The organism is Arthrobacter wenxiniae (assembly GCF_013376105.1).
Classification (GTDB): Bacteria; Actinomycetota; Actinomycetes; order Actinomycetales; family Micrococcaceae; genus Specibacter; species Specibacter wenxiniae.
On the sequence record NZ_JAAMFM010000015.1, the window covers coordinates 53,372 to 79,045 of the forward strand.

At 63.8% G+C, this 25,674-nt stretch carries 19 protein-coding genes; 14 read left to right on the forward strand and 5 right to left on the reverse strand.

Going from position 1 to position 25,674, the window contains the following annotated elements; translation table 11 throughout:
• Positions 1-66: 66 nt before the first annotated feature.
• From G6034_RS11245 to xylB, 6 genes are all read left to right on the forward strand, one after another.
• Positions 67-1,503 (forward strand): extracellular solute-binding protein, encoded by a 1,437-nt coding sequence (locus G6034_RS11245; protein WP_218063831.1) that lies wholly within the window; start codon positions 67-69, stop codon positions 1,501-1,503.
• The gene (locus tag G6034_RS11250) at positions 1,504-2,469 is read left to right on the forward strand and encodes a carbohydrate ABC transporter permease (RefSeq protein WP_218063832.1); all 966 of its coding nucleotides are present in this window, start codon (positions 1,504-1,506) and stop codon (positions 2,467-2,469) included.
• Positions 2,466-3,308, forward strand: coding sequence for a carbohydrate ABC transporter permease (locus G6034_RS11255; protein WP_176635206.1), 843 nt, complete (start codon positions 2,466-2,468; stop codon positions 3,306-3,308). The genes G6034_RS11250 and G6034_RS11255 overlap by 4 nt, the downstream gene beginning before the upstream one ends.
• Positions 3,309-3,399: 91 nt before the next feature.
• A complete protein-coding gene (locus tag G6034_RS11260) occupies positions 3,400-4,419 on the forward strand; it encodes an NAD(P)-dependent alcohol dehydrogenase (protein WP_176635207.1) in 1,020 nt (339 codons plus the stop codon).
• 38 nt (positions 4,420-4,457) lie between these two features.
• Positions 4,458-5,933: a mannitol dehydrogenase family protein gene (locus G6034_RS11265; protein WP_176635208.1), complete on the forward strand. Its 1,476-nt coding sequence runs from the start codon at positions 4,458-4,460 to the stop codon at positions 5,931-5,933.
• Positions 5,934-6,296: 363 nt separating this feature from the next.
• Positions 6,297-7,703 carry a xylulokinase gene (gene xylB, locus G6034_RS11270; RefSeq protein ID WP_176635209.1) on the forward strand — a complete coding sequence of 469 codons (1,407 nt, stop codon included), beginning with the start codon at positions 6,297-6,299 and terminating at the stop codon, positions 7,701-7,703.
• Between the two features lie 119 nt (positions 7,704-7,822).
• On the opposite strand, the gene G6034_RS11275 is transcribed toward xylB, so the two are convergent.
• The 4 genes from G6034_RS11275 to G6034_RS11290 form a co-directional block, all read right to left on the reverse strand.
• Positions 7,823-8,080 (reverse strand): hypothetical protein, encoded by a 258-nt coding sequence (locus G6034_RS11275; protein WP_176635210.1) that lies wholly within the window; start codon positions 8,078-8,080, stop codon positions 7,823-7,825.
• 550 nt (positions 8,081-8,630) lie between these two features.
• Positions 8,631-9,254 (reverse strand): NADPH-dependent F420 reductase, encoded by a 624-nt coding sequence (locus G6034_RS11280; RefSeq protein ID WP_176635211.1) that lies wholly within the window; start codon positions 9,252-9,254, stop codon positions 8,631-8,633.
• A 5-nt stretch (positions 9,255-9,259) separates the two neighbouring features.
• Complete coding sequence (locus G6034_RS11285; RefSeq protein WP_176635212.1) at positions 9,260-10,471, reverse strand: FAD-dependent monooxygenase; 1,212 nt, start codon at positions 10,469-10,471, stop codon at positions 9,260-9,262.
• 109 nt (positions 10,472-10,580) lie between these two features.
• Positions 10,581-11,960: an MFS transporter gene (locus G6034_RS11290; protein ID WP_176635213.1), complete on the reverse strand. Its 1,380-nt coding sequence runs from the start codon at positions 11,958-11,960 to the stop codon at positions 10,581-10,583.
• A gap of 131 nt (positions 11,961-12,091) precedes the next feature.
• Here G6034_RS11290 and G6034_RS11295 point away from each other — a divergent pair, with 131 nt between their 5' ends.
• From G6034_RS11295 to G6034_RS11330, 8 genes are all read left to right on the forward strand, one after another.
• Positions 12,092-13,075, forward strand: coding sequence for a LysR substrate-binding domain-containing protein (locus G6034_RS11295; RefSeq protein ID WP_176635214.1), 984 nt, complete (start codon positions 12,092-12,094; stop codon positions 13,073-13,075).
• Between the two features lie 474 nt (positions 13,076-13,549).
• Positions 13,550-15,247 carry a PhoX family protein gene (locus G6034_RS11300; protein WP_176635215.1) on the forward strand — a complete coding sequence of 566 codons (1,698 nt, stop codon included), beginning with the start codon at positions 13,550-13,552 and terminating at the stop codon, positions 15,245-15,247.
• Between the two features lie 242 nt (positions 15,248-15,489).
• Complete coding sequence (locus tag G6034_RS11305; RefSeq protein WP_176635216.1) at positions 15,490-16,656, forward strand: ABC transporter substrate-binding protein; 1,167 nt, start codon at positions 15,490-15,492, stop codon at positions 16,654-16,656.
• 39 nt (positions 16,657-16,695) lie between these two features.
• Positions 16,696-18,459, forward strand: a complete 1,764-nt coding sequence (locus tag G6034_RS11310) for an ABC transporter permease (RefSeq protein ID WP_176635217.1) — start codon at positions 16,696-16,698, stop codon at positions 18,457-18,459.
• Positions 18,452-19,579 (forward strand): ABC transporter ATP-binding protein, encoded by a 1,128-nt coding sequence (locus tag G6034_RS11315; RefSeq protein ID WP_176635218.1) that lies wholly within the window; start codon positions 18,452-18,454, stop codon positions 19,577-19,579. Before G6034_RS11310 ends, G6034_RS11315 begins: the two co-directional genes overlap by 8 nt.
• A gap of 28 nt (positions 19,580-19,607) precedes the next feature.
• On the forward strand, positions 19,608-20,816 hold the full coding sequence (locus G6034_RS11320; RefSeq protein ID WP_246295705.1) for an MFS transporter: 1,209 nt from the start codon (positions 19,608-19,610) through the stop codon (positions 20,814-20,816).
• A gap of 40 nt (positions 20,817-20,856) precedes the next feature.
• Positions 20,857-22,527, forward strand: coding sequence for an ATP-binding protein (locus G6034_RS11325; protein WP_218063833.1), 1,671 nt, complete (start codon positions 20,857-20,859; stop codon positions 22,525-22,527).
• Entirely contained in the window at positions 22,524-23,222 is a 699-nt protein-coding gene (locus G6034_RS11330; RefSeq protein WP_176635221.1) for a response regulator, read from the forward strand. Before G6034_RS11325 ends, G6034_RS11330 begins: the two co-directional genes overlap by 4 nt.
• Before the next feature lie 80 nt (positions 23,223-23,302).
• Here G6034_RS11330 and G6034_RS11335 read toward each other — a convergent pair whose 3' ends face one another.
• Complete coding sequence (locus tag G6034_RS11335) at positions 23,303-25,633, reverse strand: FdhF/YdeP family oxidoreductase (protein WP_176635222.1); 2,331 nt, start codon at positions 25,631-25,633, stop codon at positions 23,303-23,305.
• Positions 25,634-25,674: the final 41 nt, after the last annotated feature.

Sequence of the window (25,674 nt, forward strand, 5' to 3'; positions counted from 1 at the left end):
GCGGAACTTTATGACAGCACTCCCGTGGCGAGTAACAAAGACACAACTACACACTAGGAGATCACAATGGACAAGACACAAACCGACACCGGCATGGCACGTCGCACGGTGCTCAGCGCAGGGCTCGGCGCAGGGCTTGGTCTGGCAGCACTGGGTCTGGCAGGCTGCACTCCCTCAGCGAAAACGAGTGGAAGCGGATCAGGCTGGAAGCAATTCAGCGGAACCACAATCAACTTCATTTCAGAAAACACAGCACCATCGGCGGCCATCGCGGCTAACAGCAAGCCCTTCGAAGACCTGACGGGTATTAAGGTTAACATCACCCAAATGGCGCTGGAAAATCTAGTGCAGAAAGTCAAGCTCGACATGTCGGGCGGCACCTCGCAGTATCATGTGGTCTACGCCGACCCCTACCAGGTACTCGCCCCCTTGAGCCAAGGACTCACGGACCTCAATCAGTTCGTGAACGATAAGAAGTATCCGCCCGTGGAAAAGGGACTCGCAGATTTCATTGCGTTGGATGCCGCTGGACGATTCGAAAGCAAGTCCAAGCTCTATGCACTTCCGTATGACTGCCCGACCATGATCTGGATGTTCCGCCAGGACCTTTTTGATAAGTACAAGTCGAAGATGCAGGCGGACCTTGGATTTGATCCGACTCCTTCCGGCAAGATTACGTGGGAACAGTACTATCAGATAGCAGATTGGTTCAACAAAAACGCCAAAGCTGACGTGCCATACGGCACCGGACACCAGGCCAAGCAGCACGACTCGCTCCAGTGTGACTTCTCCAATGTTTTGTGGGCTTACGGCGCTGACTACTTCGACGTGCCTGACATCGGCACGGTGGGCTCGCAGAACCCAGGCAAGTCGACACTTACGACCCCACAGGCACTGGACGCGGCCAAGTTCTACGACAAACTGCTCAAGGTCGCGCATCCGTCTTCGACCACGTGGGACTGGGATGGGCTGGGCAACGCATTCGCGGCTGGACAGGTTGCAATGTGCCCGAACTGGCACGAATACGCGGCTACGAACGAGAAGTCGCTGCCCGGAAAAGTCGGGTATTCGATCCTTCCGACCGGCCCGAAGCGCTCCGCGAACAACTGGGGCGGGACAGGTATCGGTATCAATGCAAATGCCAAGGGCAACGAGCAGGGTGCAGCCTGGTTGTTCGTAAATTGGGCGACATCGCCAGCGACCCAGGTCATGACGTTGAAGTCCGCGAAGGGCGGCGGCACACCGACCCGCACCTCGGTCTACGACATGGCGGAGGTCAAGAAAGCCGAGAAGCGACCAAGTGATATGCCGAACATGCTCACAGCTAGCGCCGTGCTCGAGGCTTGGAAGCCGGAAAACATCGGACTGCGACCGAAGGTGGCGACCTGGAACCAACTGGACACGATCGTCTACACCAATCTCTCGAAGATGATCGCGGGCTCGCAGGATCCGACCACCACCATGCAGGCAATGGCAAGCCAATTCGATAAGGTCAACGGTTAAATGAGCGAGCACCTCATCGCCAGAGCCCGCGATTCGCGGGCTCTGACACCCGTCGGCAGAAAAGCCCCACGACGACGATGGCCGAGCTTCGAGTTGCGAATGATGTTGCCTGCACTGCTCGTCCTTGTATTGATCACGGTGCTCCCCTTCATCATGCTCATCGCAATGAGCTTCGCGAAGGTGCGGCTGCTCGGTGGCGTGAGTCTGTCCATGAACGGCTTTGGGAATTGGTCGGATGTGCTCACTGATCCCGCAACGTGGCATTCGTGGGGTGTTACGCTGCTGTTCTTTGTGCTCGCCGTTGGCATGGAGATGATCGTCGGCACCGTCCTGGCGCTCATCCTCAACTCAATGAGACGAGGACAATCGTTGGCGTTCTCGCTCGTGTTGCTGCCCATGTTTCTTGCTCCGATCACTGTCGGATTGCTTGGCAACTTCCTGCTCGATCCGACCATCGGATTGTACTCGTGGGTGATGGAGTCATTGCATCTCGTCGGTGCCCACCAAAGCGTATTCGGCTCTCAGACTACCGCCATGCTCGCAGTCACCACACTGGACATGTGGGAGTGGGCACCGTTGGTTGCGTTGATCGTGCTCGCCGGTTTGACTTCAGTGTCACCATCCGTTCTTGAGGCTGCCAGTGTGGACGGAGCAGGGTACCTACGCACACTTTTTTCCATCGTGATCCCTTCGATTTTGCCCGTTTTGCTGGTCGCATTGCTCGTGCGTTCGATGGACGCCGTACGTTATTACGACATCGTCCACATCACCACGGGCGGGGGACCAGCCAATACAACATGGGTCATCTCTCTTCAACTCAACGAAAAAGTTCAGGCGACGGCTGTTGATGGCATCACCACACTGATCGGACAATCCGCCGTCATTGGGATCACCATGTTGGTGTTCACAATAATCATCGCGAACGTGTTCGTACGGGTACTCGACAGGAGAGGACTCATGAAATGAGTAACACGATCATGACCTCGCCGCGCACCCGCCGGGTCGCGAGCGGTCTAGCCATAGTTGCAGTCCTGTGGTCGGTCATCCCGCTCATATGGATGCTGATCACCGCGTTCAAACCGCAAAACGCCATCCGAACGTCGACTCCAGAATTCTTGTTCGCCCCTACGCTGGTCAACTTCCAAAACCTCTTCAGTGGCGGAAATTCGGTCGGTCCGTTCATCGTGAACAGTGTGATCGTGTCGGTCGTGTCAACGATCATCGCGGTTGGGCTGGGCGTCGTTGCCGGATATGGGCTTTGTCATTGGAAGAGCCGAGGTAAGAAGGACCTGGCGTTCTGGATCATCTCAACTCGGATGGCCCCTATTGCAGCTGTAATCGTTCCACTATTTGTCATGTTCCGACAGGTCGGGTTGATTGACAATCTCCTAGGTTTGATTGTCGCCTACCTCACGTTTAACTTGCCGTTCGCGATTTGGCTCATGAGTGCCTTCTTCGCCGAAGTGCCACCTTCTTTGCAGGAGGCCGCACAAATCGATGGATGCAATAAATGGCAAGCATTTCGACTGGTCGTGGTGCCGACGACCATCCCGGGTATCATCGCGACCGCGGTGTTGTGTTTGGTCTTCGCATGGAATGATTACGCGTTTGCCTCCAGTTTCGCAGGCCCATCCTCTCAGACACTGCCGATGACCGCCGGTTCACTAATCACACAAACCGGCGTCGACTGGGGCCAACTATGCGCGCTCGGATTGATCACGGTGCTGCCAATGATCGTTGTGGGCCTGGCAGTGCGAAAACATCTCGCGACCGGGCTCTCAATGGGAGCCGTGACCGGCGAGTAGCATGCACCATCACGATAAACAGGCAGATCGTCACATACTCGGCGAACCCATTCGGTTTGGCGCCAGAACGACTTCATGCAAAGGACACACCATGTTGAGCAATACAAGTGCCGTACTTTACGGCGAGAAGGACCTGCGCATCGAGGCGCGGCCGGTCGAAGACCCACGACCGGGCGAGGTCCTCGTCGAGATCGGCGCAGTGGGCATCTGCGGTTCCGACGTGCATTACTACGAGCACGGCCGTATAGGCGAATACGTTGTGGAAAGGCCGATGGTCATCGGTCATGAATCCGCAGGTACCATCGTGAAGGTAGGAGCCGGCGTCGACCCGATGCGGGTGGGTGAGGCAGTCGCACTCGAACCGGGCGTGCCGTGCCGAAAGTGTACGCAATGTTTGGCGGGGCGATACAACCTGTGCCCAGACGTCCGCTTCTTCGCGACGCCACCCATCGATGGATCGATCACCCATTACGTCACCATAGATGAGAAGTTCGCGTTCACGGCGCCGCCTTCACTCACGCTGGAACAAGCAGCCATGGCCGAACCAGTGTCGGTCGGTGTTTGGGCGGCACGCAAAGCCAAAATCACGCCTGGTGACCGCGTGTTGATCACTGGCGCCGGCCCGATTGGGCTGTTCTCCGCTCAGGTCGCACGTGCGTTCGGTGCTACGCAGATCGTCTTGACAGACATCAACGACTTCCGGCTCGGGGTTGCCCGACGCCTTGGATTCAGTACAGTCAACGCCTCAGAAGCGATGGATGGAATATTCGATGTATTGCTCGAATGCTCCGGTGCGGCTCCTGCCCTCAAGAACGGCCTCAGGGCACTGGATCGCGCTGGACGCGCCGTTCTCATCGGAATGGGTCCGGACGAAGTATCGATTGAGGTTCCAATCGTACAAAACCGGGAATTACAAGTGTTCGGCGTCTTCCGGTATGCCAACACATATCCCACTGCGCTCGAATTGATCGCTTCCGGCAAGGTGGACGTCGATGCTGTCATCACCCACAGGTTCACACTTGAGCAAACCGAAGATGCACTCACACTAGCCCGAAGAGTGCCCGACTCACTGAAGGCGGTTGTGGCCCCGGGCATGACCGTGCAAAGTTAGAGCCCGAACAGACTTGTCGATCGAGAAAGGTAGCCACAGTGCAGAAACTCATTCCCGCATCGTTGGACCATCTACCAGCCAATGTGGCCGGTCCAACGTACGAGCGGTCCGCCTTGACTGTCGGCATCGTCCACTTCGGGGTCGGTGGCTTCCACCGCGCACATCAAGCAATGTATTTGGACCGATTGATGGCCGAAGGAAAGGCCTACGATTGGGCGATTTGCGGAGTGGGCGTCCTGCCCGCCGATGCAGAAATGAAGCGTGTCATGGATGAGCAAAGCTGTCTATACACGCTGATCCTCAAACACTCGGACGGAAGACGAGAGCCCCGGGTAATCGGTTCAATAGTCGAATATCTGTTCGCGCCTGACAGCCCGGAAGCAGTCATCGAGAAGATGGCCTCCGAACAAGTGCGCATCGTTTCATTGACGGTGACTGAAGGCGGATACAACTTCAATCAAGTCACCGGTGAGTTCGACAAGTCCACGGCGGAGATCGTGCAGGATTTGCAGGCCGGAGCAGTGCCCAAAACAGTGTTTGGATTGGTCACCGAAGCACTCGCACGACGGCGAGCTCGGGGACTGAAACCGTTCACTGTGATGTCGTGTGACAATATCCAGGGCAATGGTGACGTTGCCCGCAAAATGTTTACCACGTTCGCGAAGCTGAAAGACCTTGACCTCGGGCGGTGGATGGAGGGCGCCGTCCATTTTCCTAACTCGATGGTCGATCGAATTACACCGGCGACGACGGCCGAGGACCGCAATATGGTGGCAGAGGACTTCGGTATTGAAGACCTGTGGCCCGTAGTGTGCGAACCATTCACGCAGTGGGTACTCGAGGACGACTTTCCGCTGGGTCGTCCTGAGTATGAAGACGCCGGAGTTCAGGTCGTGCACGACGTGGAGCCATTCGAACTAATGAAATTGCGACTGCTGAATGCGAGCCATCAAGGGTTCTGTTATTTCGGGATGCTGGCCGGTTACACATATGCGCACGAATTGTTCAATCAACCCGAATTCGCACAGTTCCTGCTCGCGTACATGAACAAGGAAGCCACCCCGACGCTCAAGCCGGTCCCAGGGGTGGACCTCGATGACTACAAGAACACGTTGATCGAGCGGTTCTCGAACGAGTACATCAGGGACACGCTTACTCGGATTGGCACCGACGGATCCGACCGCATACCAAAGTTCCTTTTGCCAGTAGTCCACGAAAACCTGGAAGCCGGCCGTGAGATCGGGCTCTCAGCAGCAATTGTGGCCAGTTGGGCCAAATACTGCGAAGGCGTGGATGAGAACGGCAACCCGCTGACGATCACCGATCGTGCCAAGGACGAGCGCATCACCTCAGCCAGACGACAGGCAGAGGATCCACTGGCATTCATCCGCAACGAGGAGTTGTTCGGGCTTCTGGCAGAAGACCAGCGATTCGTCGAGGCATACCTAACGGCAGCCCAGTCGCTGCGAGAGCACGGTGCAGTAGCAACCATCGCGTCGCTGGCCCAGAATTAGCGCCCAGGATGCTGAGGGTTACCGATGTGTTGTCGCGTGCGACCAACTTCGCAACCATGGCAGATGGGATGGTGGAGCGCGCCCAAGAGATCTAGGGCACATGCGGGGGCGCGTTCCTCGCTGGCGAAGGCGGCCCGGCGCCGTTGGCGCGCATGATGAAAAACTCGGGGGTAGCTCGCCGAGGTCGGCATTCCATGGGTACGTTATGCGAGATTCCAAGTCCTTGACGGCCTGGGTCACTACTGCTGACCGCCGACCCATTCGGGCGTCGTCGAGGGCACGATGTGTCCTGGCGGCCCTCAGTTCTGACCTGATTGCTTCTTTCATTATCGACTCCGCCCTGGAGAAACGACACATTGGAGAATGAAAGTGACAGAACGTAAAACAGTTATGGGCATTGATTCATCAACACAAAGCTGCAAAGTTGTGCGGGTGGACGCAGAAACCGGCGAAATTCTGGACCAGCAGTCGGCCCCGCACCCTGACGGCACAGCAGTAGCGCCGCAGCGCTGGTGGGAAGCGCTGGAACAGGCCGGCGGAAGCCGGCTGGAAGGCGTGAACGCTGTGTCCGTCAGCGCCCAGCAGCACGGCATGGTGGCGCTGGACGCTGCGGATAATCCTGTTCACGACGCGTTGTTGTGGAACGACGTGCGCAGCGCCCCACAGGCAGAGTCGCTGAGGGAATACTACGGAGCAGACTTCTGGGCCAATGAGATTGGCGTTGTTCCGGTCTCCTCCTTCACCATCACCAAGCTGGCCTGGCTGGTACAGAACCATCCTGACCTTGCCAGCAAGGTCCACCGGGTCCTGCTCCCACATGACTGGCTAACTTGGCAGCTGGGCGGGAAGACCTTCGCCCCCGTCACCGATCGCAGTGACGCATCTGGCACCGGCTATTACTCCGTGCCAGAAAACCGCTACCGGACAGACGTCTTGAAACAAGCCTTTGGTCGGGTCCCGGAGCTTCCAACAGTCATCGGACCATCCGAAGCTGCCGGGCACACGCCATCAGGGGCGCTGATCGGGGCTGGTTGTGGCGATAACGCCGGAGCTGCGCTGGGCTTGGGTCTGGTGCCCGGCGAAGTGGTGGTGTCCGTCGGAACCAGCGGTGCAATTTTCGCGTCGACGGACCACCAGATAGCGGATTCCTCCGGTGCAATAGCCGGATTTGCTGATGCTACGGGCCGCAACCTCCCCCTGCTCGCCACGATCAACGGCGCACGTGTTCTCTCGTCCACTGCCGACCTGCTGGGCGTTGACCTGGAGGAATTTGACCGCTTGGCCGCTGTCGGTCGGGTGGATGCGGGCGGGCTGACGCTGGTGCCATACTTTGACGGAGAACGCACTCCCAACCTCCCCCACGCCACAGGTAGCCTTGTGGGCATGTCCCGGGCAGCACTCACCCGGGCAAACATGGCCCGTTCGGCTGTACTGGGATTGTTGTGCGTGCTCGCCGACGCCTTGGATTCCCTGCGAAACGCGGGTGTTGTAGTGAACCGTGTGCTACTGATCGGTGGCGGATCCAGGTCGCAGTCCCTTCGTGCTGCTGCTGCCGATATCTTTCAGGCCGAGGTCGTCCTCCCGGAAGCGGGCGAATACGTGGCCCTCGGTGCCGCCCGCCAGGCTGCCTGGGCATTAAGCGGGGACAGGGTCCCGCCGGTCTGGGCCCGACGCCTGGAAAGGAGCTACGAGCCGTCCGCTTCTTCGGAATGGGCCCGCACGGTCCGTGGTCGCTTCGCCGAAGCCCGGGCGAACATATATGGGGTGTAGGGGGTCTGGGACAATCTCGCGCAACAGTAGCGCCTGGTCCTGAATCTGCAGGCCACTCGGGCCCTTGACTTTGATGACGATCCCATTGATCGTTAGTTTTGACTTCTCGGACTCGAGTTCTATGCCCGTCCAGCAGATGGCAAGGGCCTCACCGATGCGGCGTCGGTTACTAGCATGATGTCGACGGCTTCGAGGATGTCCTTCTTGTGCAAGCCGTTGGACCATCCCGTTGGCTGTTCCCATTCGGACTCGCCCTTGCGGACGGCGATGACCTCCTCCCGGGTCAGGACTCGAACTTCGTTGGTGGGGCAAGAAACTATAAACACCCCACGCTTCATTCCCATTTTATCCCCCGAAAGAACGGGTCGCTTGTTCACCCCCTATCTTCCTATGAGCTCCAGGGCCGGGGCGGTCGTCTCTTCAACGTCAGGATTGTGTGGTTCGGCCTAAGTTTTGTCTAGTGACTGTCACAATCGACCTTTTCTGAGCTGCTGCCTATTTGCAGGAGTAGTCGTCGTCGAGTCCGGCCGCTTCATTTTGGGCCACTGTTTCCGGGCCGCCGGGGTCCGGCCCGGCCAGTTTGGGAATGAAGCGGTGACCTCGGTGGTAGCGGTGGCCAGCAGGGCGTTCAGGCCCCCGACCCCTGAGTACCCGTACTCCGGGCCCTGCTTTGCGTGCCGTGGGCCTCGATGATCGTGTCGTCCACGTCGATAAGCGAACCGCGGGAGAGCTTCGACATGCCCCGAGGCACGGCAGGGCCATGTCATCGATCGAGTCCGCCCCGGCGACCATCCCAGCGACCAGCGCAGCTGGCGCTTCTGGTCCTCGACCCTACACCCAGCTCACCGTACTTCGCCCCTTACAATCACTGACCTCACATGGTCGACGAAGAGCCGATAGGTGACGGATCAGATTGCTGATTTCTGTTCACGGCAGCAAGGTGAATCCCGATTCGTAGTGTGTCTTCCCGATTGCGGCCAACACGATCTGGAGAAAGCCCATCGCCTCAAGTTCCCTCGCGCGCGAAAGCGGGCCGGTGTCGACCGCACGAAGTCCTGACGCTTCGATGAGGGCGGCGACTGCTATTTTCGCCTCTGGATCGTCTCCGGCGAACAGGACAGTCGTGGGCGTTGTGCCATTGGTGCCGGTGCTGAGTGTGTCTCCGAGATTGACGTTGAACGCTTTCACGACTGTCACGCCGGCCGGGAGGGCCTTGGAAAGTTCCACCGCGGTGGAGGAGTCTGCCGGGACTAGCAACTCGTCGTAAGTGGTGAAATCGATGGGGTTGCTGATATCGATGACAATCTTGCCGCTGAGTCGATCCCGATAGTGCTCAAGTATGTTCGGGTACGCTTCATATGGAACTGCGAGGACGACGAGGTCACCGGTGAGTTCATCGCCGGCAACCCCGTATTCCGCGTCGGCACGCTCGGGCGCAGACCCGGCGCCAGCCCTGCGTCTGATGATTTGGATATTCGCTCCGGCTCGCGCCGCGACTTCGGCGATTGCCGAGCCCATCTTGCCGGTGCCAATGATGCTGATCGATGTCATGTGAACTAGATCCTCCTGAATCGTTTGAGTGCCTTTTCGGCGGCCTTCACCGCGTCGAAGTCGAAGAGCACACTTCGACGAAAATCGCGTCCTGCACGCAGGTCGGCGTTGCGCTTCTTGATGTCCGCAAATTCATTCTGCTCGTCGAACTGTGAGCCGCTTCTACGAGAGCTGTTCTGCAAGATCGCCGTGCGTTGCATTCGAATTGCGGTATAGCGCTTGAATGCTTCGGCAATCCCCTCGGCGCCTTCGGCCTCCTTGAGGAAGAATGCAAGGGTAATGCTGTCCTCTATTGCCTGGTTCACTCCCTGGCCCGCGTGCGGCAGCATGGTGTGTGCTGCGTCGCCGAGCAACGTGACGCGCCCAAGCGACCAATTGGTGAGGGGCTCGTGGTCGTAGAGGCCCCACCAGAAGGTCTTGTCGATGAGCTGAATGAAGTGGCGAAGCCTTGGGTCCCAGTTCTCACCGGCAAACTCGGCGGCGAGCTCGCTCACGTCCCCCGGGGCCGACCAGGATTCCTTGAGGGGCCTGTCGCTGGGTACGAACCCGACATAGTTGAACAACTTCCGCTGCTGCAGCGGGTAGCACATGAAGTGCTTGCCCTCGCCCATCCATACCTGGCTGATCATGGGCCAGTCGTCGGGAAGGATGCTCGCGTCAATGACTCCGCGAAATGCGATGAATCCGGAGTATACGGGTTCAGGGAGTTGCATCAGGGAATTTCGCACGACCGAGTGGACGCCGTCGGCACCCACCACTGCATCGAACTCATCGTGGACGCCGTTCTCGAATTCGACGCGGACGCCTGTGTCCAGCGGCTGAATCGACGTCAGACGATGGCCAAGCCGGATCGTGTCGGCCGGGACTTCGTCGGCCAAAACGTTGACCAGGTCGGGCCGGTACATGCCTACACTTTGATACTGTTTTGCTGAATCTTCCCAAGCCGCTTCGGCTACCAGGTTGCCCAGGGAATCCAGGTAGACGCCGTGTCCGTCCGGGGTCGCGCCTGCGCGTTTGACCTGTTCAAGCACGCCGAGTTTATCGAGAACGCGCTGGCCATTCGGGGCGACGGCGACGCCTGCGCCCACGTCGCCCAGCTTTCTTGCTTGCTCGAACACGGTGACTTGAACACCGGCGATCCTCGTCAGCGCGATCGCAGCAGTGAGTCCGCCCATCCCCCCGCCAATGATCGCAACTCTGGTGGTCTGATTAACCATTGGTTCTCCTCGACTAGAATTCGTAACACTTGAAGTTGCCTGCCATAACAGGCCGTGGCGATGTGGTGAATGCTTCCCTGGACGGCACGGTGGAAGGGCAGCGGGGTCACTACTGCTTCCCCGCGACCTCCCTGTGGGAAACGTTCGGGGCGAACATCGTGGCGCCGCTCGCCTGCTCGGCCTCGTGGTCCGGGCCGAGGGGGATGCCGGGGCGGTCGCGCAGGCACAGCGTCGCCGCGGCCCCGACGAGGGTGGCTACGAGGAGGTACCACGAGACTGCGTACGTGGTGCCGGTGGCCTCCAGCAGGGCCTGTGCGATGGTGGGCGCGAATGCCCCGCCGAGGATCGACCCAATGGCGTAGGTGATGGCCACGCCCGAGAAGCGAACAGAGACCGGGAAGATCTCGGCGTACCACGCAGCCAGGGGGCCGTACGTGAGGCCCAGGCCGACCGAGAGCAGGATCAGCGCCGCGTAGAGCCCGGGGAGCGTGGCAGTGTTGACGAGCCAGAACAGCGGGAAGGCCATCAGGGCCTGTACTGCGAAGCCGATGAGGAAGGTGTTCCGCCGTCCGATCGAGTCGGCGAGGCGGCCGGCGATGAGCGTCGCGACGAACCACACCGCCGCGGCGACCGTGGACGCGACGAGCACCGCGGTGGTGTCCATCTTGAGCTTGCCGGTGGAGTAGCTGTGGAGGAAGCCGCCGGTGGTCATGTAGCCCACGGTGTTATTGCCCACGAACACGAGCGCGGCGAGGATCACGAGGTGCCAGTGACGCTTGAAGAGGACCAGGACCGGGGCCTTGGTCTTCTGGCCGCGCTCGGCGATCTCGGTGAACACGGGGCTCTCCTCGACGGAACGGCGGACCAGGTAGCCGACGACGATGAGCACGATGCTCAGCAGGAACGGCACGCGCCAGCCCCACTCGAGGAAGGCCTTGCCGGGGGAGACGATGCCGGTCATGAGGGCCATCACGCCCGAGGCGAGGAGAAAGCCGAGCGGGACACCGATCTGCGGCATGGCGCCGGCGCGACCGCGGCGGTCCGCGGGGGCGTGCTCGACGACCATCAAGACCGCTCCGCCCCACTCACCGCCGGCGGAGACGCCTTGGAGGATGCGGAGGAGGAGCAGGAGGATCGGCGCTGCGATGCCGATCTGGGCGAACGTGGGCAGGATCCCGATGAGTGTCGTCGCCACACCCATGAGGATGAGCGTGATGACCAGTATCGTGCGCCGACCGATAACATCACCGAAGTGCCCCGCGAGGAACGCGCCGAGCGGCCGGAAGAGGAAGGAGACGCCGACCGTGGCGAGGGAGAGCAGGAGCCCGATTTCCTCGCCGGCAGGCTTGAAGAAGAGATGGGCGAACACGAGGCCTGCGCCCATCGCGTAGATGAAGAAGTCGTACCACTCGATCGTGGTGCCGATAATGGTCGCGAACGCGACCCGGCGCTGGGTGGCGGGATTGCTAACGGCAGTGGAGGATGTCATTGCTGTCCTTGGGAAGAGTGCGGGCGATGCGGTTCCTCTATGGTGAACCGCCTCACATCTACATGTAAATCTCAGAGATTTGCAGATAAAGTTCTGTTGTACTTAAGAAGCCCTATCCAAGCTGAGGTGGCATGGCCGATGTGAGCCTGAGACAACTCGAGCTGTTCGCAGCCCTGCCAGATTTCTCCACGTCCAGTGCAGCTGCAGCCCATCTTCACATCTCAGAGTCGGCGTTGTCCCAGGCCATCACGGGGCTCGAGAAGACCGTAGGGGAGCAGCTGTGCGTGCGCCGCAAGGCAAGGGGCCTCACCCTGACTCCCGCGGGCCAGCACTTCGCGATGCAGGCCCGACTGATCCTCGCGGATACACGGGAGCTCGTCCTGGGCGACCGCCGGGGAGAGAAGCTGCGGGGCACCGTGAAGTTCGGCTGCTACGCCAGCTTCGCCACGAGCGTGGTGCCCGAGCTCCTCGAAGGCTTCCCGCGGAGGCATCCCGCGGTGGACCTCGAAGTCACGGTGGGCACCAACGAGGACCTGCTCGCCGCGCTCCAGTCAGGACGCCTCGACGTGGCCATCACGTACGAAAGGTTCCTGCCTGCCGGCTACCGTCGCCGTGAGATCTACACGACCGAGCTCGAAGCCCACCTGCATCCGGACCACCCGCTCGCGGCGGGCAGCACTGTGGATCTCGCCGATCTCGCCGGCGAGCCACTCATCCTCTACGACGTGAGCCCGAGCACCATCAACATAGTCGAGGCGTTCGCCGCGCGCGGGCTCGAGCCCAGGGTCGCGGCCCGGGTCACCCAAATCATCCTCGTCGAGGCTCTCGTGGGCCGCGGCGTGGGGTACGGCCTGCTCATGTCCCGGCCCAACATACCCCCCATGAGCGTCGAGGGGCGGCCAGTCGCCATCCGCTCCTTCGACCCGCCTGTAACCCGATCCCACGTCGTGGGGATCTGGCCCGAGGACATGACACTCACGCGGCGGGCCGCGGCGCTGCTCGACTACGCGGTCGAGAAGCTGGGCTGCCACGGCCGCGCAGACATAGCTCAGAACACAAGCACGTACGACGGCGCCGCCCCGCCTCATGCGGGCAGCGGCACTTCCCTGGAATAGGCGTTCAGGTCGGGCGAGGGATCGGCCAGATCCTCCGGGGAGAACACCCTGGGGCGCCCAGGAGCCGGTGTGCGGTCGAGTGGTCCGCCGATGAGGTGACGCTTTCTACGGCGAAGAGCGCCGGGCCATGCTGCGGGCCGTCGAACGAGGAGACTGAGAACTTCCCCGCAGCGCGGCTGCCGTGGACCATGCGGTGGTCGCCGGGACGTCCATGGGCCGGCCGAGCGGTCGGCTCGGCTGGATGTTGGTGATTCCCCCGCCACGGTCACCGGCATTGCGAGAATCAACTCTATGTTTGGCGCCAAGAAGCCCCAGCGCTTGAATTCTAGGAGTGGTTGCAGCGCCTGTGGTTTGCTGACCATCAATGGGCACTTTCGTGGCCGTTAGTGTGGGACATCCCCGTGCGGAATGCCGCCGACGATCGCGGGGCGATTCTGGCGCCGTGACGAAAGGTAAAGACTGAAGGCTCTTCGAATGTGTGAGGGTGTTGTGTTTGATGAGGCACCCGAGTTCGACTTCGCGCGGCAAACTCCCCAAGCGCGGGCAGGCCAGTCCGGCTACAACAACGACTACACGGAGGTCCTGCGCCAGCCCAACGGCAAGAAGGGCCTGCTGGTCTGCAACCACGAATACGTCAACCCGCAGATCATGTTCCCCTCGGCCCCTGCATCCGCCGCCGAGGAGGCGCAGCGCCGCGCGATCTTCCGCAACGCCGTCGGCATGACCGTGGTGGAACTGGCGCGCGGGCACAAGGGCCGGCCGTGGGACTACGTCCGCGGAGGCAGGCTCAACCGGCGCATCACGGCGGACACCAAATTTGAGCTGACGGGCCCGCTCGCCGGCTCCGACTTCGTGAAAACAGCCGCCGACCCCACGGGCCGCTTTGTGCGCGGCACCCTCGTCGACTGCTCCGGCGGATCCACGCCCTGGGGCACCATCCTCTCCGGCGAGGAAAACTTCAATGGCTTCTTCCGCGCCGGCGGCACTTCCGCCGAGGACCGCCGCTACGGACTGGAAAACAAGGCCACGGGCATGGGCTGGGAGCTGGACGATCCCCGCTTTGACGCCCGGGGCGAGGACTACCGCAACGAGCCGAACCGCTTTGGCTACATCGTGGAGCTCGACCCGGAAGACCCCCATTCGGTGCCGCGCAAGCACACAAGCCTTGGCCGCTTCAAGCACGAGGGCGCCAACGTCATCATCGCCGACAACGGCAAGGTGGTGGCCTACTCGGGCGACGACGAGCGCTTCGACTACCTGTACAAGTTCGTCTCCAAGAACAAATACAAGAAGAACAACAAGGCGCACAATATGACGCTGCTGACCGAGGGGGACCTCTACGTGGCACAGTTCGCCGGCAACTCAGCCGGTGGAATTGACGGAACCGGCACGGTGCCCGCCGACGGCAAGTTCGATGGCAAAGGCAGCTGGCTCCAGCTGGTGGTCAACGGCAGGAGCGCCGTCGCGGGAATGGGCGTCCAGGATGTCCTGGTCCACACGCGGCTGGCCGCGGACCAGACCGGGGCCACCAAGATGGACCGCTGCGAGGACGTGCAGCCGAACCTGCAAACCGGCAAGGTGTACGTCGCCTGCACGAACAACACCAAGCGCGGACTGCCCGGCCAGGCAGCCGCCGACGAAGTGAACCCGCGGACGGAAAACCGGGACGGCCACATTGTGGAGCTCACCGAGCGCCGCGGCGACGCCACCGCGTTCGACTGGAACCTGCTGATGCTTTGCGGCGACCCTGCCACGAACACGGAGACGTATTTCAGCGGCTTCCCGACCGGCGAGTTGAGCCCCATCTCATGCCCGGGCAACCTGGCGTTCGACACGCGGGGCAACCTCTGGATCTCAACGGACGGGGCGCCGTCGACGATCGGCTACAACGATGGCCTGTTCAGGGTGGGCCCGGAGGGGCGCAACCGCGGCAACGTCCAGCAGTTTGCCTCCATGCCGCGCAACGCCGAAACCTGCGGGCCCGTCATCCACGACGACGAATCCATGGCCTTTGTGGCCGTCCAGCACCCGGGCGAGGAGGGGACATACACGGTCCAGCACTCGTTCTTCTCCGACTACGTCCCCGCCGGTACGACGCCGGCCCCGGGCCAGGTGCGTGCGCCCCGCCCGTCGATTGTCCAGATGTTCCTCCAGGGCGCAGCGGGCAGCTAACAGCTCTGACGCGCCGAACGTGAGGCGGGCAGGGCGCGCTACGCCGACACAGGATGACGATACGGACATTTGACCCTGATATATCGACCTCAAATGACCGTCTCGTCATCCTGCGCATGGGACCAATACGACCAGAACCGCGCTGCGTTGTACCAATACGACCAAAAGATTGATGTGCCTTGTGGCCGCCCGGAACATGAACAGCAGAACAATTCGTGTTCGACATCACAAAGGAGTGAACAATGTTTGGCAATTCGACTTCACAGCCAGGTTCCCTCAGCCGCCGGAGCTTTGTGGGCCTGGGCGCCCTCGGCGCGGCCACCCTGGCTGCGGCCCTGACCGGCTGCGGCAGCACGGGCGGCGACAAGGCGGCCGCGGGTGCCGGCGGGTCCGGCACGCCCAGCTACTATCCGTCCGACTATTCCAAGCTCATTGATGCGTCAAAGGCCGAGGGCGGGGCCCTCACCATCTACTCGAACACCGACCAGGAAAACTGGGCGCCGATCCTCCGGGACTTCAAGGCCAAGTACCCCTGGACCAAGGTCTCCGCGGACAACCTGGACAGCGACGAGGTTTTCCAGCGCCAGCTCAGCGAGTCCGCCACCGGCAAGGCCCCGGCGGACATGCTGGTCTCCAACGCCGTGCAGGCCTGGTCAAGCTACGCCTCCAAGCCGGACACCCTCATGGCCTATGATTCCCCGGAAACGAAGCAGCTGCCGGAGTTTGCCCAGCTGATGCCCAACGTGTGGGCCATGTCCCTGGACCCCGTGGGCATCGCCTACAACTCGGCCCTCATGAAGGACGCGCCCACCAGCATCGCGGACCTGGCCAAGGCTGTCTCCGCCAACCCCGGAAGCTTCAAGGACAAGATCACCACCCGCGACGTCAAGGGCGCCTGGGGCTTTAGCGTTTCGCAGGCCTTCGCGCAGGGCAACCCCGATGCCTGGACGGGCCTCGACGCGATCCTGCCTTCGGCGCGCCCGGAAACCTCCTCCGGCACCCAGAAGGAAAAGATCCTTTCCGGTGAGTACGAGGCGGGGTTCTTCATCAGCTCCGCGGTGGGCTACCCCGCGGAGAAGGCCAGCGGCGGGCTGCTGAAATTTGTCCTGCCCAAGGACGGCACCGTGGTCCTGGGCCGCGGCATCGGCATCACCCCCAAGGCCCCACACCCCGCGACGGCCAAGCTGTTCCTCGACTTTGTCCTTTCCGAGGCCGGCCAAAACGCCGTCGCCGAGGGCGGGCTGAGCTCCTACCGGGACAACGTGGAGCTCACCGAGGGCCGTCACACCTACCAGGAAGTGGAAAAGCTGGCGGGCAAGGACGGGATCATCCGCGTCCCCTACAAGGTGGTCCCGGAAGCGGACGTCACCGCCTTCGTCTCCAAGTGGAACGCCAAGCTCGGCAAATAGCATCAGTTCCCTTCCAACAGTGACCAGGCAGGCCCAGCAATGACCACCACCCGCACGGAACGTGCAGTCAAACCGCCGGCGGGCCGGTCCGCCCTGCCGGCACCGAAGTACCCCAGGGTCTTCGGTGCCGGGAGGGGGAGGATCGTCCAATACGGCGTCTTCATCCTTCTGGCGATCTTCGTCGTCGCCCCGATCGTCCCCATCTTTTACCAGTCCTTCCGCGACCGCCCCCTGTACGAGGCCGGCGGGATCCTGACCGCCAGCAACTACGTCAAGCTCTTCACGGACGCCGGCTTCGGGCAGGTGGTCCTCAACACGGCCATCTTTGCCATCGGCACCACCGTGCTCACCCTCGTGATCGCCATCCCCATGGCCGTGCTTGTGGTCCGCACCAAGCTGCCCTTTGGGCGGGCCCTGGGCCTGTCGATGCAGTGGCCGTTCTTCATCTCCACGCTGATCCTCGGCTTCGGCTGGATCACCCTCTACGGGCCGGCCGGCTTCATCAGCGTCCAGCTCCGCCAGGTCCTCGGGTTCGTCCCCTGGAACCTCTACTCGCTGGGCGGCATGGCCGTCACCGAGGCCGTGGGGCTCGCGCCCATCGCCTACGTCTTCTGCGCCAACGCCCTGCGCCAGGCCGACGCCTCGCTGGAGAGCGCGGCCCGCGTTTGCGGCGCAGGCCCCGTGCGCATCCTTTTCAAAGTGGTGGTGCCCATGCTCCGCCCGCCCATTGTCTACAGCTCCATCCTGGTGTTCAGCATGTCGCTTGAGACACTCAGCGTGCCCCTGCTGTACGGCACCCCCGTGCGCATCGAGGTGTTCTCCACCTTCCTCTACACGAACGGCCTGCAGTCCATCCAGCCCGACTACGGCATTCTTGGCGCGGCGTCCACCATCATCCTGGCCGTCACCATCGCCACCGTGGCCATCCAGGCCAAGGTCCTCAAGAACGCGCAGCGCTTCATTTCCGTCCGCGGCAAGGCCACCCGCCCCCGCCCGCTGGACCTGGGCTGGATCCGCTGGGTCGCCGTGGTGGCGATCGTCATCTACATCATCTTCGGTGCGCTGCTGCCCATCCTCGGCCTGGTGTTCAGGTCCTTCACCATGATCTTCACACCCCTGCAGAACCCCTTCAGGACGCTCACGCTTTCCAACTACGAGCGCGTCTTCACTTTCCCCGTCTACGTCCAGTCCATCACCAACAGCGTGGTGGTGGCCGTCGCCGGCGCCGTCCTGGTCAGTGTCCTGGCCCTCCTCGCCGTCCTCGTGGCGCGGCGCTCGCCGTTCAAGTTTGCCCGCAGCGTTGAATACCTGGCCCTGGCGCCGCAGGCCATGCCGGGGATCATTGTCGGCATCGGCTTCTTCTGGGCGTTTGCCCTCACCCCCGGGGGCGGCTGGATCCAGGGGACCCTGATGGCCGTAATCATCGCCTTCGGCCTGCGCGCGCTGCCCACGGCGTTCGGCTCCATCGCCCCGGCCATCATGCAGATCGGCCGGGAGCTCGATGACGCGGCGCGCACCTCGGGCGCGGACTGGTTCGCCACGTTCTTCCGGATCCTGCGCACGCTCCTGCGCCCGGCCTTTGTGGGCGCCATCATCCTGGTGTTCGTGACCATGATGAAGGAATATTCCGCCGCGCTGTTCCTCTCCTCGGCCAACACCGGGGTCATTGGAACCACCATGCTCGACCTTTGGGTGCAGGGCAACACCGGCTCCGTCGCCGCGCTGGCCACCATCCAAATTGCCATAACCGCCGTGTTTGTCGCCGTGGCGAACATGTTCATGAAGGGACACACCGATGCCTGAAGTACACGTCTCAGGACTGCATAAGAGGTTCGGCGACGTCACAGTGCTGAACGACATCAACTTCACCATCAAGGAAGGGGAATTCTTCACCCTCCTGGGCCCCAGCGGCTGCGGAAAGTCCACCACCCTCAACTGCATCGCCGGGTTGGAAACGCCCACCTCCGGCGCCATTACGGTGGACGGCGCGCCCTTTGTCGACACGAAGAAGAAGCTGTACGTCCCCACCGAGGAACGCAACCTTGGCATGGTGTTCCAGTCCTACGCGCTCTGGCCGCACATGACCGTGGAGGCGAACCTGGTGATGCCCCTGGCCATCCGCAAGGCGTCCAAGGAGGAAAAGGCCGTCCGCATCCACGAGGCCCTGGACACGGTGGGCCTGGCCCACCTGAAGGACCGCTACCCGCACCAGCTTTCCGGCGGCCAGCAGCAGCGCGTGGCGCTGGCCCGCGCCCTGGTGTACTCGCCGTCGGTCCTCCTGCTGGACGAACCGCTGTCCAACCTGGACGCCAAGCTGCGCGAGCAGTCCCGGGCGTGGCTCAAGCGCCTGCAGGTGGAGCTCGGCATCACCACCGTCTACGTCACCCACGACCAGGACGAGGCCTTGTCCCTGAGCGACCGCATCGCCGTGATGTTTGAGGGGAACATGACCCAGATCGGGACGCCGGCCGAAATTTACGAGAAGCCGGCCACCGCCGCCGTGGCCGCCTTCGTGGGCAGCTGCAACTTCTTCACCGGGCTGCTCGAGGAGACGCGCGGCGGGATTGCGCACGTCCGCCTGGACAACACCGGCCTGGTCGTGAAGGTCGCCAGCAGCCTGGCCCTTGACCGGGGCGACGCCGTCACCGTTGCCGTGCGGCCCGAACGCCTCGCCATTACACCGGCGACGGCGGACGTCGCGGGGGAGAACGTGCTCGACACCACGGTGCTCACCCGCTCCTACGTGGGCTCCCGCTACGAGTACGGGCTCAAGCTGGGCACCAACGTGGTCCAGGTCATTTCGCCCGCCGGGAACCTCGACGGCGATGTGCGCCTCGTGTTCGACGCCGGGGACGCGCTCCTGTATGCGGGGGCGGACGTCCCGTCGGCGGAAGCCGCCGAACTCATGACGGTCGCCTCCTGAGCAGGCGGCCGGGGAGGGTGGGGAATTGATGGCAGTGCAGGGGCGTCCGCGGGCGGTCCTGTTCCTGCTGGCACACGCGGTGGTCCTGCAGGCCATCACCTTTGCCATGCGGCCCACCCTGTCCTATGCCGTCCTGGACGTGGGCGGGTCGCAGGCCCTGCTCGGCGTGGTGGTGGCCGCCTTTGCCGTGCCGGCTCTCATCCTGGCCCTGCCGGCCGGCCATGTCATTGACCGCACCGGTGAACGGGCATCCCTGCTCGCGGGCGCGGGGGCCCTGGTCGTGGCGGCACTGCTGGCGATCTTCGGCGGCGGTTCGGTGGGTGTGCTGCTGCTCGCCACGATGTTCCTGGGCGTGGGCCACCTGCTCTCGGTGATCGGTGAGCAGGCCATCGTGGCCAACACCACCAGCCGGGGGCAGTTCGACTCCAAGTTCGGGTACTTCACCTTTGCCTCGGCGCTGGGACAAACCATCGGCCCCCTGCTCCTGGCGCTTCCGGGCGACACGGTCCAGACGCCTCCGGTGGCCCTCATCTTCGTGGTGTGCGGTGCGTTGGGCGTCGTGTTGCTCGGGATTTCCTTCCTGGTCCGGAGTTCGGAGCGGTCCGCCGCGGCGGGGGAGCGGGCCCGCATGCTTCCCGCCGCGGCAACCCTCCTGCGCACCCCCGGCCTCATTCGCGCCCTCGTGGCCGGCAGCATTGTCCTGGCCTCGGTGGACCTGTTCCTGGCCTACCTGCCGGCGCTGGGGCACGGACGCGGCATCGCCGCCGCGGCCGTCAGTGCCATGCTGGTGGCCAGGTCGCTGCTGTCGATGTTCTCGCGGCTGTTCCTCGGCCGCATGGTCAAGCTGCTGGGCCGCCGCAGGCTCATGGTGTGGACCATTCTGGTCTCGGCCGCCGCCCTCCTGCTGTTCGCCCTTCCCCTGCCCCTGGCAGTCCTGCTGGCGCTTTCGGCAGTCTACGGATTCGCCATCGGCACGTGCCAGCCCATCACCATGTCCTGGATTGCGGAGCTGGCAACCCCTGGCACGCGCGGGCTGGCCATGTCGCTGCGCCTGGCCAGCAACCGGCTGGGCCAGACGGTCCTGCCGTCCCTGCTGGGGACGCTGGCGGCCGCCGCCGGCGCGGCGGGCGTCTTCGTGGCGACCGGAGTCATGCTGGCCGGGGGCGCCTGGTCCGGGGCCGCCGTCGGGCAGGCCCAAAGTGGCGAGGGGCCGGACGATGTCCCCGCACGCCCCTAGGACCCGGCCGCTCTGGCAAAATGGGGGGATGCGACGACGGATGACACTGCGGGCCCAGCTCCTGATGCTTCAGGTTGTCATTGTGCTCATCACCGTGGTGGGCACCGGCGCCGTGGCGATCTTCACGCAGGAACACCAGCTCCGGTCCAACTATCGGGACCGCATGATCGGGGTCGCACAGTCCGTCGCGACGAACCCGGTGATCATCGAGGCCTTTGGGGCGAAGGATCCAAGCCAGGTGATCCAGCCGATCACCGAACTGATCAGCCAGTCCTCCGGGATCGCCTATGCGGTGGTCATGAACGCGGACGGCATCCGCTATTCGCACCCCGATCCGGCCCAGATCGGCAAGCACGTCTCGACCGATCCGTCCGAAGTGCTCTCGGGTGACATGTACGTCGGCACCCAGACGGGGACCCTGGGCACGTCCTGGCGCGTCAAGGCGCCCATCTTCAATGCCGCCCATGCCGTGATCGGCGCGGTTTCGGTGGGCGTCCTGGAATCAGACCTGCGCAGCGAGTACCTTTCCAACGCGACCTGGCTGTTCGTCACGATCGGGATTGCCGCGATCTTCGGGGTGGTCGGCGCGGCGTGGGTGACAGTGGTGATCCGCAGGCGCATCTTCGGCCTGGAGCCTGAACAGATCGCGGGGCTGCTGGAGGAACGCGAAGCCATCCTGCACGGCGTCCGCGAAGGCGTGGTGGCCGTTGACGACGGCGGCCGCATCGTCCTGGTGAACGACGCCGCCGTGGGGCTGCTCTCCCTCGAAGGCGGGCCCACGCTGGTGGGGACCCTGGCCCGGGATTCCCTCGACGTGGAGCTGGTGCGCCTCCTGGATTCCGGCGGCGACGAACAATCCCTGGTCCTGTCCGGGGAGCGGGTGCTGCTGGCGCGCCGCGACAAGGCCAAGATCGGCGGCCGCGACGTTGGGTCCATCCTGATCCTGCGGGACAACACGGAACTGCACACGCTGCTGCGCGACCTCGACGGCGTGCAGGGTGTGGCGGACGGTCTCCGCGCCCAGGCGCACGGCTTCGCCAACAAGCTCCACGTCATCTCCGGGCTGCTTGAACTGGGGCGCGTGGAGCAGGCCGTCTCCTTCATTTCCAACGAACGCAGCGGCGGCACACTGGCCGGCGTCACGGGGCGGACAGGCATCCAGGAACTTGAAGTGGCGGCCCTGCTGCTGATGAAGCAGGCGCGCGCGGAGGAACTCGGCATCGCCACGACCATCGACCCCGATTCCACGCTGCCGGTGCTGGCTTCGCGGGCGTCGGCGGAAATCCTGCGCGCCGACCTCGTCACGATCATCGGCAACCTCCTCGACAACGCCGCGGAAGCCACGGGCTCCGGCGGCCGGATTTCCGTCTCAGTCAGGGAGCGGCAGGCTCCCAACTGTGCCGGAACGCTCGTCATCTCGGTGTCCGATTCCGGCGGGGGCATCGCGCCCGCCCTGCGGGAACGGGTCTTCACCCCCGGCTACTCGTCCAAGGCCGCCCGGCCGGGACCGGTGTCCACGGGCCGCGGCATAGGGCTGACGCTCGTGAAGCGGATTGCCACGCGGCACGGCGGCACGGTGGAGATTGGCAGCGGGCTGCCGGCCTCCGGGCATCCCGGGCACGGGGCCAGGATCACCGTCACGCTGCCGTTCCCCAGCGCGGACATTGCCCCGGCCGAACCTGCGGGGGCATCCGCCGGGGGCACCCCGTGAGCGCGCAACTGCGGGTGGTCATTGTCGAGGATGACCTTGCCGTGGCGCTCATCAACCGGGAATTCGTGGCCTCGCACGCGGGCTTCAAGGTCGTGGGCGAGGCCCACTCGGGCACGGACGCGGTGGGCCTCATCGAAAAGCTAAGGCCCGACGTCGTACTTCTTGACTTTTACCTGCCCGACTTTTCCGGACTGGAGGTCCTGGACCGGATCGGCCGGGGCCGGGGGAGCAGCCTGGAGGTCATCGCGGTCACTGCTGCGCGCGATCTGGACAGCGTGCGGGAGGCACGGGCCCGGGGCGTGCGCCACTACCTGGTCAAGCCCTTCATGGCGTCCGCCCTGTTTGAGCGGCTCGACGAGGTGGCCCGGCAGTTCGAGACGATGCGCAGGACATTGGGCGGCAGGCTGCTCGACCAGCGCGGCGTCGATGAGATCATTGCCAGCACGGGCGGGCGGTACTCACCGCCGCCCAAGGGACTTTCCGACGTGACACTCCAACGCGTCCACCTCGCCCTGCAGGCCGCGGGCACCGACCTTTCCGCCGCCGAGCTGGCCGAGCGCGTGGGCATGTCCCGCGTCGGTGCCCGGCGCTATCTGGAGCACCTGGTCGACGTCGGACGGGCCACCCTGACGCCGCGGTACGGCGGGGCCGGGCGGCCCGAAAACCGGTACCGCAGCCCGGCCCCCGGTGATTGAGCCTGCCGCCGGTGATTGAGCCTGTCGCCGGTGATTGAGCCTGTCGAAATCCGGGTCTCGACAGGCTCGACCAGCGGGGGTCAAACCGCTGGGGGCTCCAGCCGGATGACGACGGACTTGGACGTCGGCGTGCCGCTGATGTCCGCCTTGGAATCGAGCGGCACCAGGACGTTGGTCTCGGGGTAGTAGGCTGCGGCGCAGCCCACGGGGGTTGAGTAGGCCACCACACGGAAGCCGGGGGCGCGGCGGTCCACGCCGTCCTTCCACTCGGAGACCAGGTCCACCACGGTGCCGTCGGCAATGCCCAGCGCGTCCAGGTCGGCCTGGTTGACGAACACCACCCGGCGCCCGTTCTTGATGCCGCGGTACCTGTCATCCTTGCCATAGATGGTGGTGTTGTACTGGTCGTGGGAGCGCAGGGTCTGCAGGAGCAGCCGTCCGGCGGGCACCTTGGGGTATTCCAGCGGGTTGGCCGTGAAATGGGCCAGCCCCGAGTCCGTGGTGAATGAGCGCGAGTCCCGGGGCCCGTGGGGCAGCACGAAGCCGCCGGGGCGGTCGATCTTGGCCTCGAAGTCCTCGAACCCGGGGACCACGTTGGCAATGTGGGCCCGGATCTTCGAGTAGTCCGCCGCCAGCCCCGCCCAGTCCGCCACCGGCGCGCCCGGCCGGGTGCCGCCGTCGTCCGTGGAAAAGAGCAGTTCGGCAAGCCGGGCGACGATCGCGACCTCGGAGAGCAGGTTCTCCGACGCCGGCGCCAGGCGCCCCCGCGAGGCGTGGACGGCGCTCATGGAGTCCTCGACGGTGACGCGCTGCTCGCCGCCGGCCTGGCGGTCGCGCTCGGTGCGGCCCAGGGTGGGCAGGATCAGCGCCTGGCGGCCGGTGTGCAGGTGGGACTTGTTCAGCTTCGTGGAGATCTGCACGGTCAGGGACATGTTGGCCAGGGCGGCCTCGGTGACGTCGGAGTCCGGGGTGGCGCGCACAAAGTTGCCGCCCATGCCGACGAACACGCGTGCCAGGCCGTCGCGCATGGCCTCGATGGCAGCCACGGTGTCGTAACCATGGGGCCGCGGGGAGGCAAAGGAGAATTCGGCGTCGAGGGCGTCGTGGAACTCGGACGGCATGCGCTCGAAGATGCCCATGGTCCTGTCGCCCTGGACGTTGGAATGGCCGCGGACCGGGCACACGCCGGCGCCGGGCTTGCCGATGTTGCCCTGGAGCAGCAGCACGTTGACCACGTCGCGCAACGTGGCGACGGAGTGCTTGTGCTGGGTCAGTCCCATGGCCCAGCACACCACGGTGGCATTGGAGGCGATCAGCCGGGCGCCCGTGGCCCGGATCTGGGCCTCGGTGAGGCCAGTGGCGGTGACAATGTCGGCCCATTCGGCTGCCTCCAGTTGCGCCAGGTAGCCGCCGAGGCCGGTCGTGTGGGCCTCGATGAACGCGGTGTCCAACACGCGTCCCTCGCGCGGGGAGCCCGGGCTGCGCTGTTCCTCAAGCAGCACCTTGCCCAGGCCCTGGAACAGGGCCTGGTCCCCGCCGAGGCGGATCTGCAGGAAGTCGTCCGCCAGGGCGGTGCCGCCGCCCACCAGCCCGCGGACGGTCTGCGGGTTTTCAAAGTTCATGAGCCCGGCTTCCGGCAGCGGGTTGACGGCCACAATCACGGCGCGGTTCTTTTTTGCCTTCTCCAGGGCCGAGAGCATGCGCGGGTGGTTGGTGCCCGGGTTCTGCCCGGCGATGATGATCAGCTCGGCCTTGTACATGTCCTCCAGGGACACCGAGCCCTTGCCGATGCCGATGGTCTCGGTCAGCGCCGACCCGGACGATTCATGGCACATGTTGGAGCAGTCCGGCAGGTTGTTCGTGCCCAGCCCGCGCACCATGAGCTGGTACAGGAACGCGGCCTCGTTGGACGTGCGCCCCGAGGTGTAGAAAATGGCCTGGTCCGGGTCCGCCAGCCCGCGCAGCTCCGCCGCCAGGAGCCCCAGGGCCCGCTCCCAGGAGACGGGCACGTAGTGGTCGCTGCCCTCGGCCAGGAACATCGGGTCCGTCAGGCGTCCCTGCTGGCCCAGCCGGAAGTCGTCCCAGCCGCGGAGTTCGGTGACGGAGTGTTGGGCAAAGAACGACGGCGGCACCCGCCGTTTGGTGGCCTCCTCGGCCACCGCCTTGGCCCCGTTTTCACAAAACTCCGCGGTGTGGCGCCTTTCGGCCTCGGGCCAGGCGCAGCCGGGACAGTCGAAGCCGTCCTTCTGGTTGACGCGCAGCAGGGTTTGGGCGGTGCGCAGCGGGCCCATCTGGTTGAGGGACACCTCCATGGAATGCAGGATCCCGGGGACGCCAACGGCCTTCCGCTTCATCTTGCCCACGGTGAGCTGTTGTTCGTCGATGTTTTCCTGGGGCAGCTTGCCGGCCATGAGAGCATCCCTTTCGCCTGTGAAGAGTCATTCGGATCGTA

Bases quoted from the DNA above. Each gene is read 5' to 3' on its own strand.
- G6034_RS11245 (WP_218063831.1), top strand. From the start codon at position 67: ATGGACAAGACACAAACCGACACCGGCATGGCACGTCGCACGGTGCTC.
- G6034_RS11250 (WP_218063832.1), top strand. From the start codon at position 1,504: ATGAGCGAGCACCTCATCGCCAGAGCCCGCGATTCGCGGGCTCTGACA.
- G6034_RS11255 (WP_176635206.1), top strand. From the start codon at position 2,466: ATGAGTAACACGATCATGACCTCGCCGCGCACCCGCCGGGTCGCGAGC.
- G6034_RS11260 (WP_176635207.1), top strand. From the start codon at position 3,400: ATGTTGAGCAATACAAGTGCCGTACTTTACGGCGAGAAGGACCTGCGC.
- xylB (WP_176635209.1), top strand. From the start codon at position 6,297: ATGAAAGTGACAGAACGTAAAACAGTTATGGGCATTGATTCATCAACA.
- G6034_RS11280 (WP_176635211.1), bottom strand. From the start codon at position 9,254: ATGACATCGATCAGCATCATTGGCACCGGCAAGATGGGCTCGGCAATC.
- G6034_RS11285 (WP_176635212.1), bottom strand. From the start codon at position 10,471: ATGGTTAATCAGACCACCAGAGTTGCGATCATTGGCGGGGGGATGGGC.
- G6034_RS11290 (WP_176635213.1), bottom strand. From the start codon at position 11,960: ATGACATCCTCCACTGCCGTTAGCAATCCCGCCACCCAGCGCCGGGTC.
- G6034_RS11295 (WP_176635214.1), top strand. From the start codon at position 12,092: ATGGCCGATGTGAGCCTGAGACAACTCGAGCTGTTCGCAGCCCTGCCA.
- G6034_RS11300 (WP_176635215.1), top strand. From the start codon at position 13,550: ATGTGTGAGGGTGTTGTGTTTGATGAGGCACCCGAGTTCGACTTCGCG.
- G6034_RS11305 (WP_176635216.1), top strand. From the start codon at position 15,490: ATGTTTGGCAATTCGACTTCACAGCCAGGTTCCCTCAGCCGCCGGAGC.
- G6034_RS11310 (WP_176635217.1), top strand. From the start codon at position 16,696: ATGACCACCACCCGCACGGAACGTGCAGTCAAACCGCCGGCGGGCCGG.
- G6034_RS11315 (WP_176635218.1), top strand. From the start codon at position 18,452: ATGCCTGAAGTACACGTCTCAGGACTGCATAAGAGGTTCGGCGACGTC.
- G6034_RS11320 (WP_246295705.1), top strand. From the start codon at position 19,608: ATGGCAGTGCAGGGGCGTCCGCGGGCGGTCCTGTTCCTGCTGGCACAC.
- G6034_RS11325 (WP_218063833.1), top strand. From the start codon at position 20,857: ATGACACTGCGGGCCCAGCTCCTGATGCTTCAGGTTGTCATTGTGCTC.
- G6034_RS11335 (WP_176635222.1), bottom strand. From the start codon at position 25,633: ATGGCCGGCAAGCTGCCCCAGGAAAACATCGACGAACAACAGCTCACC.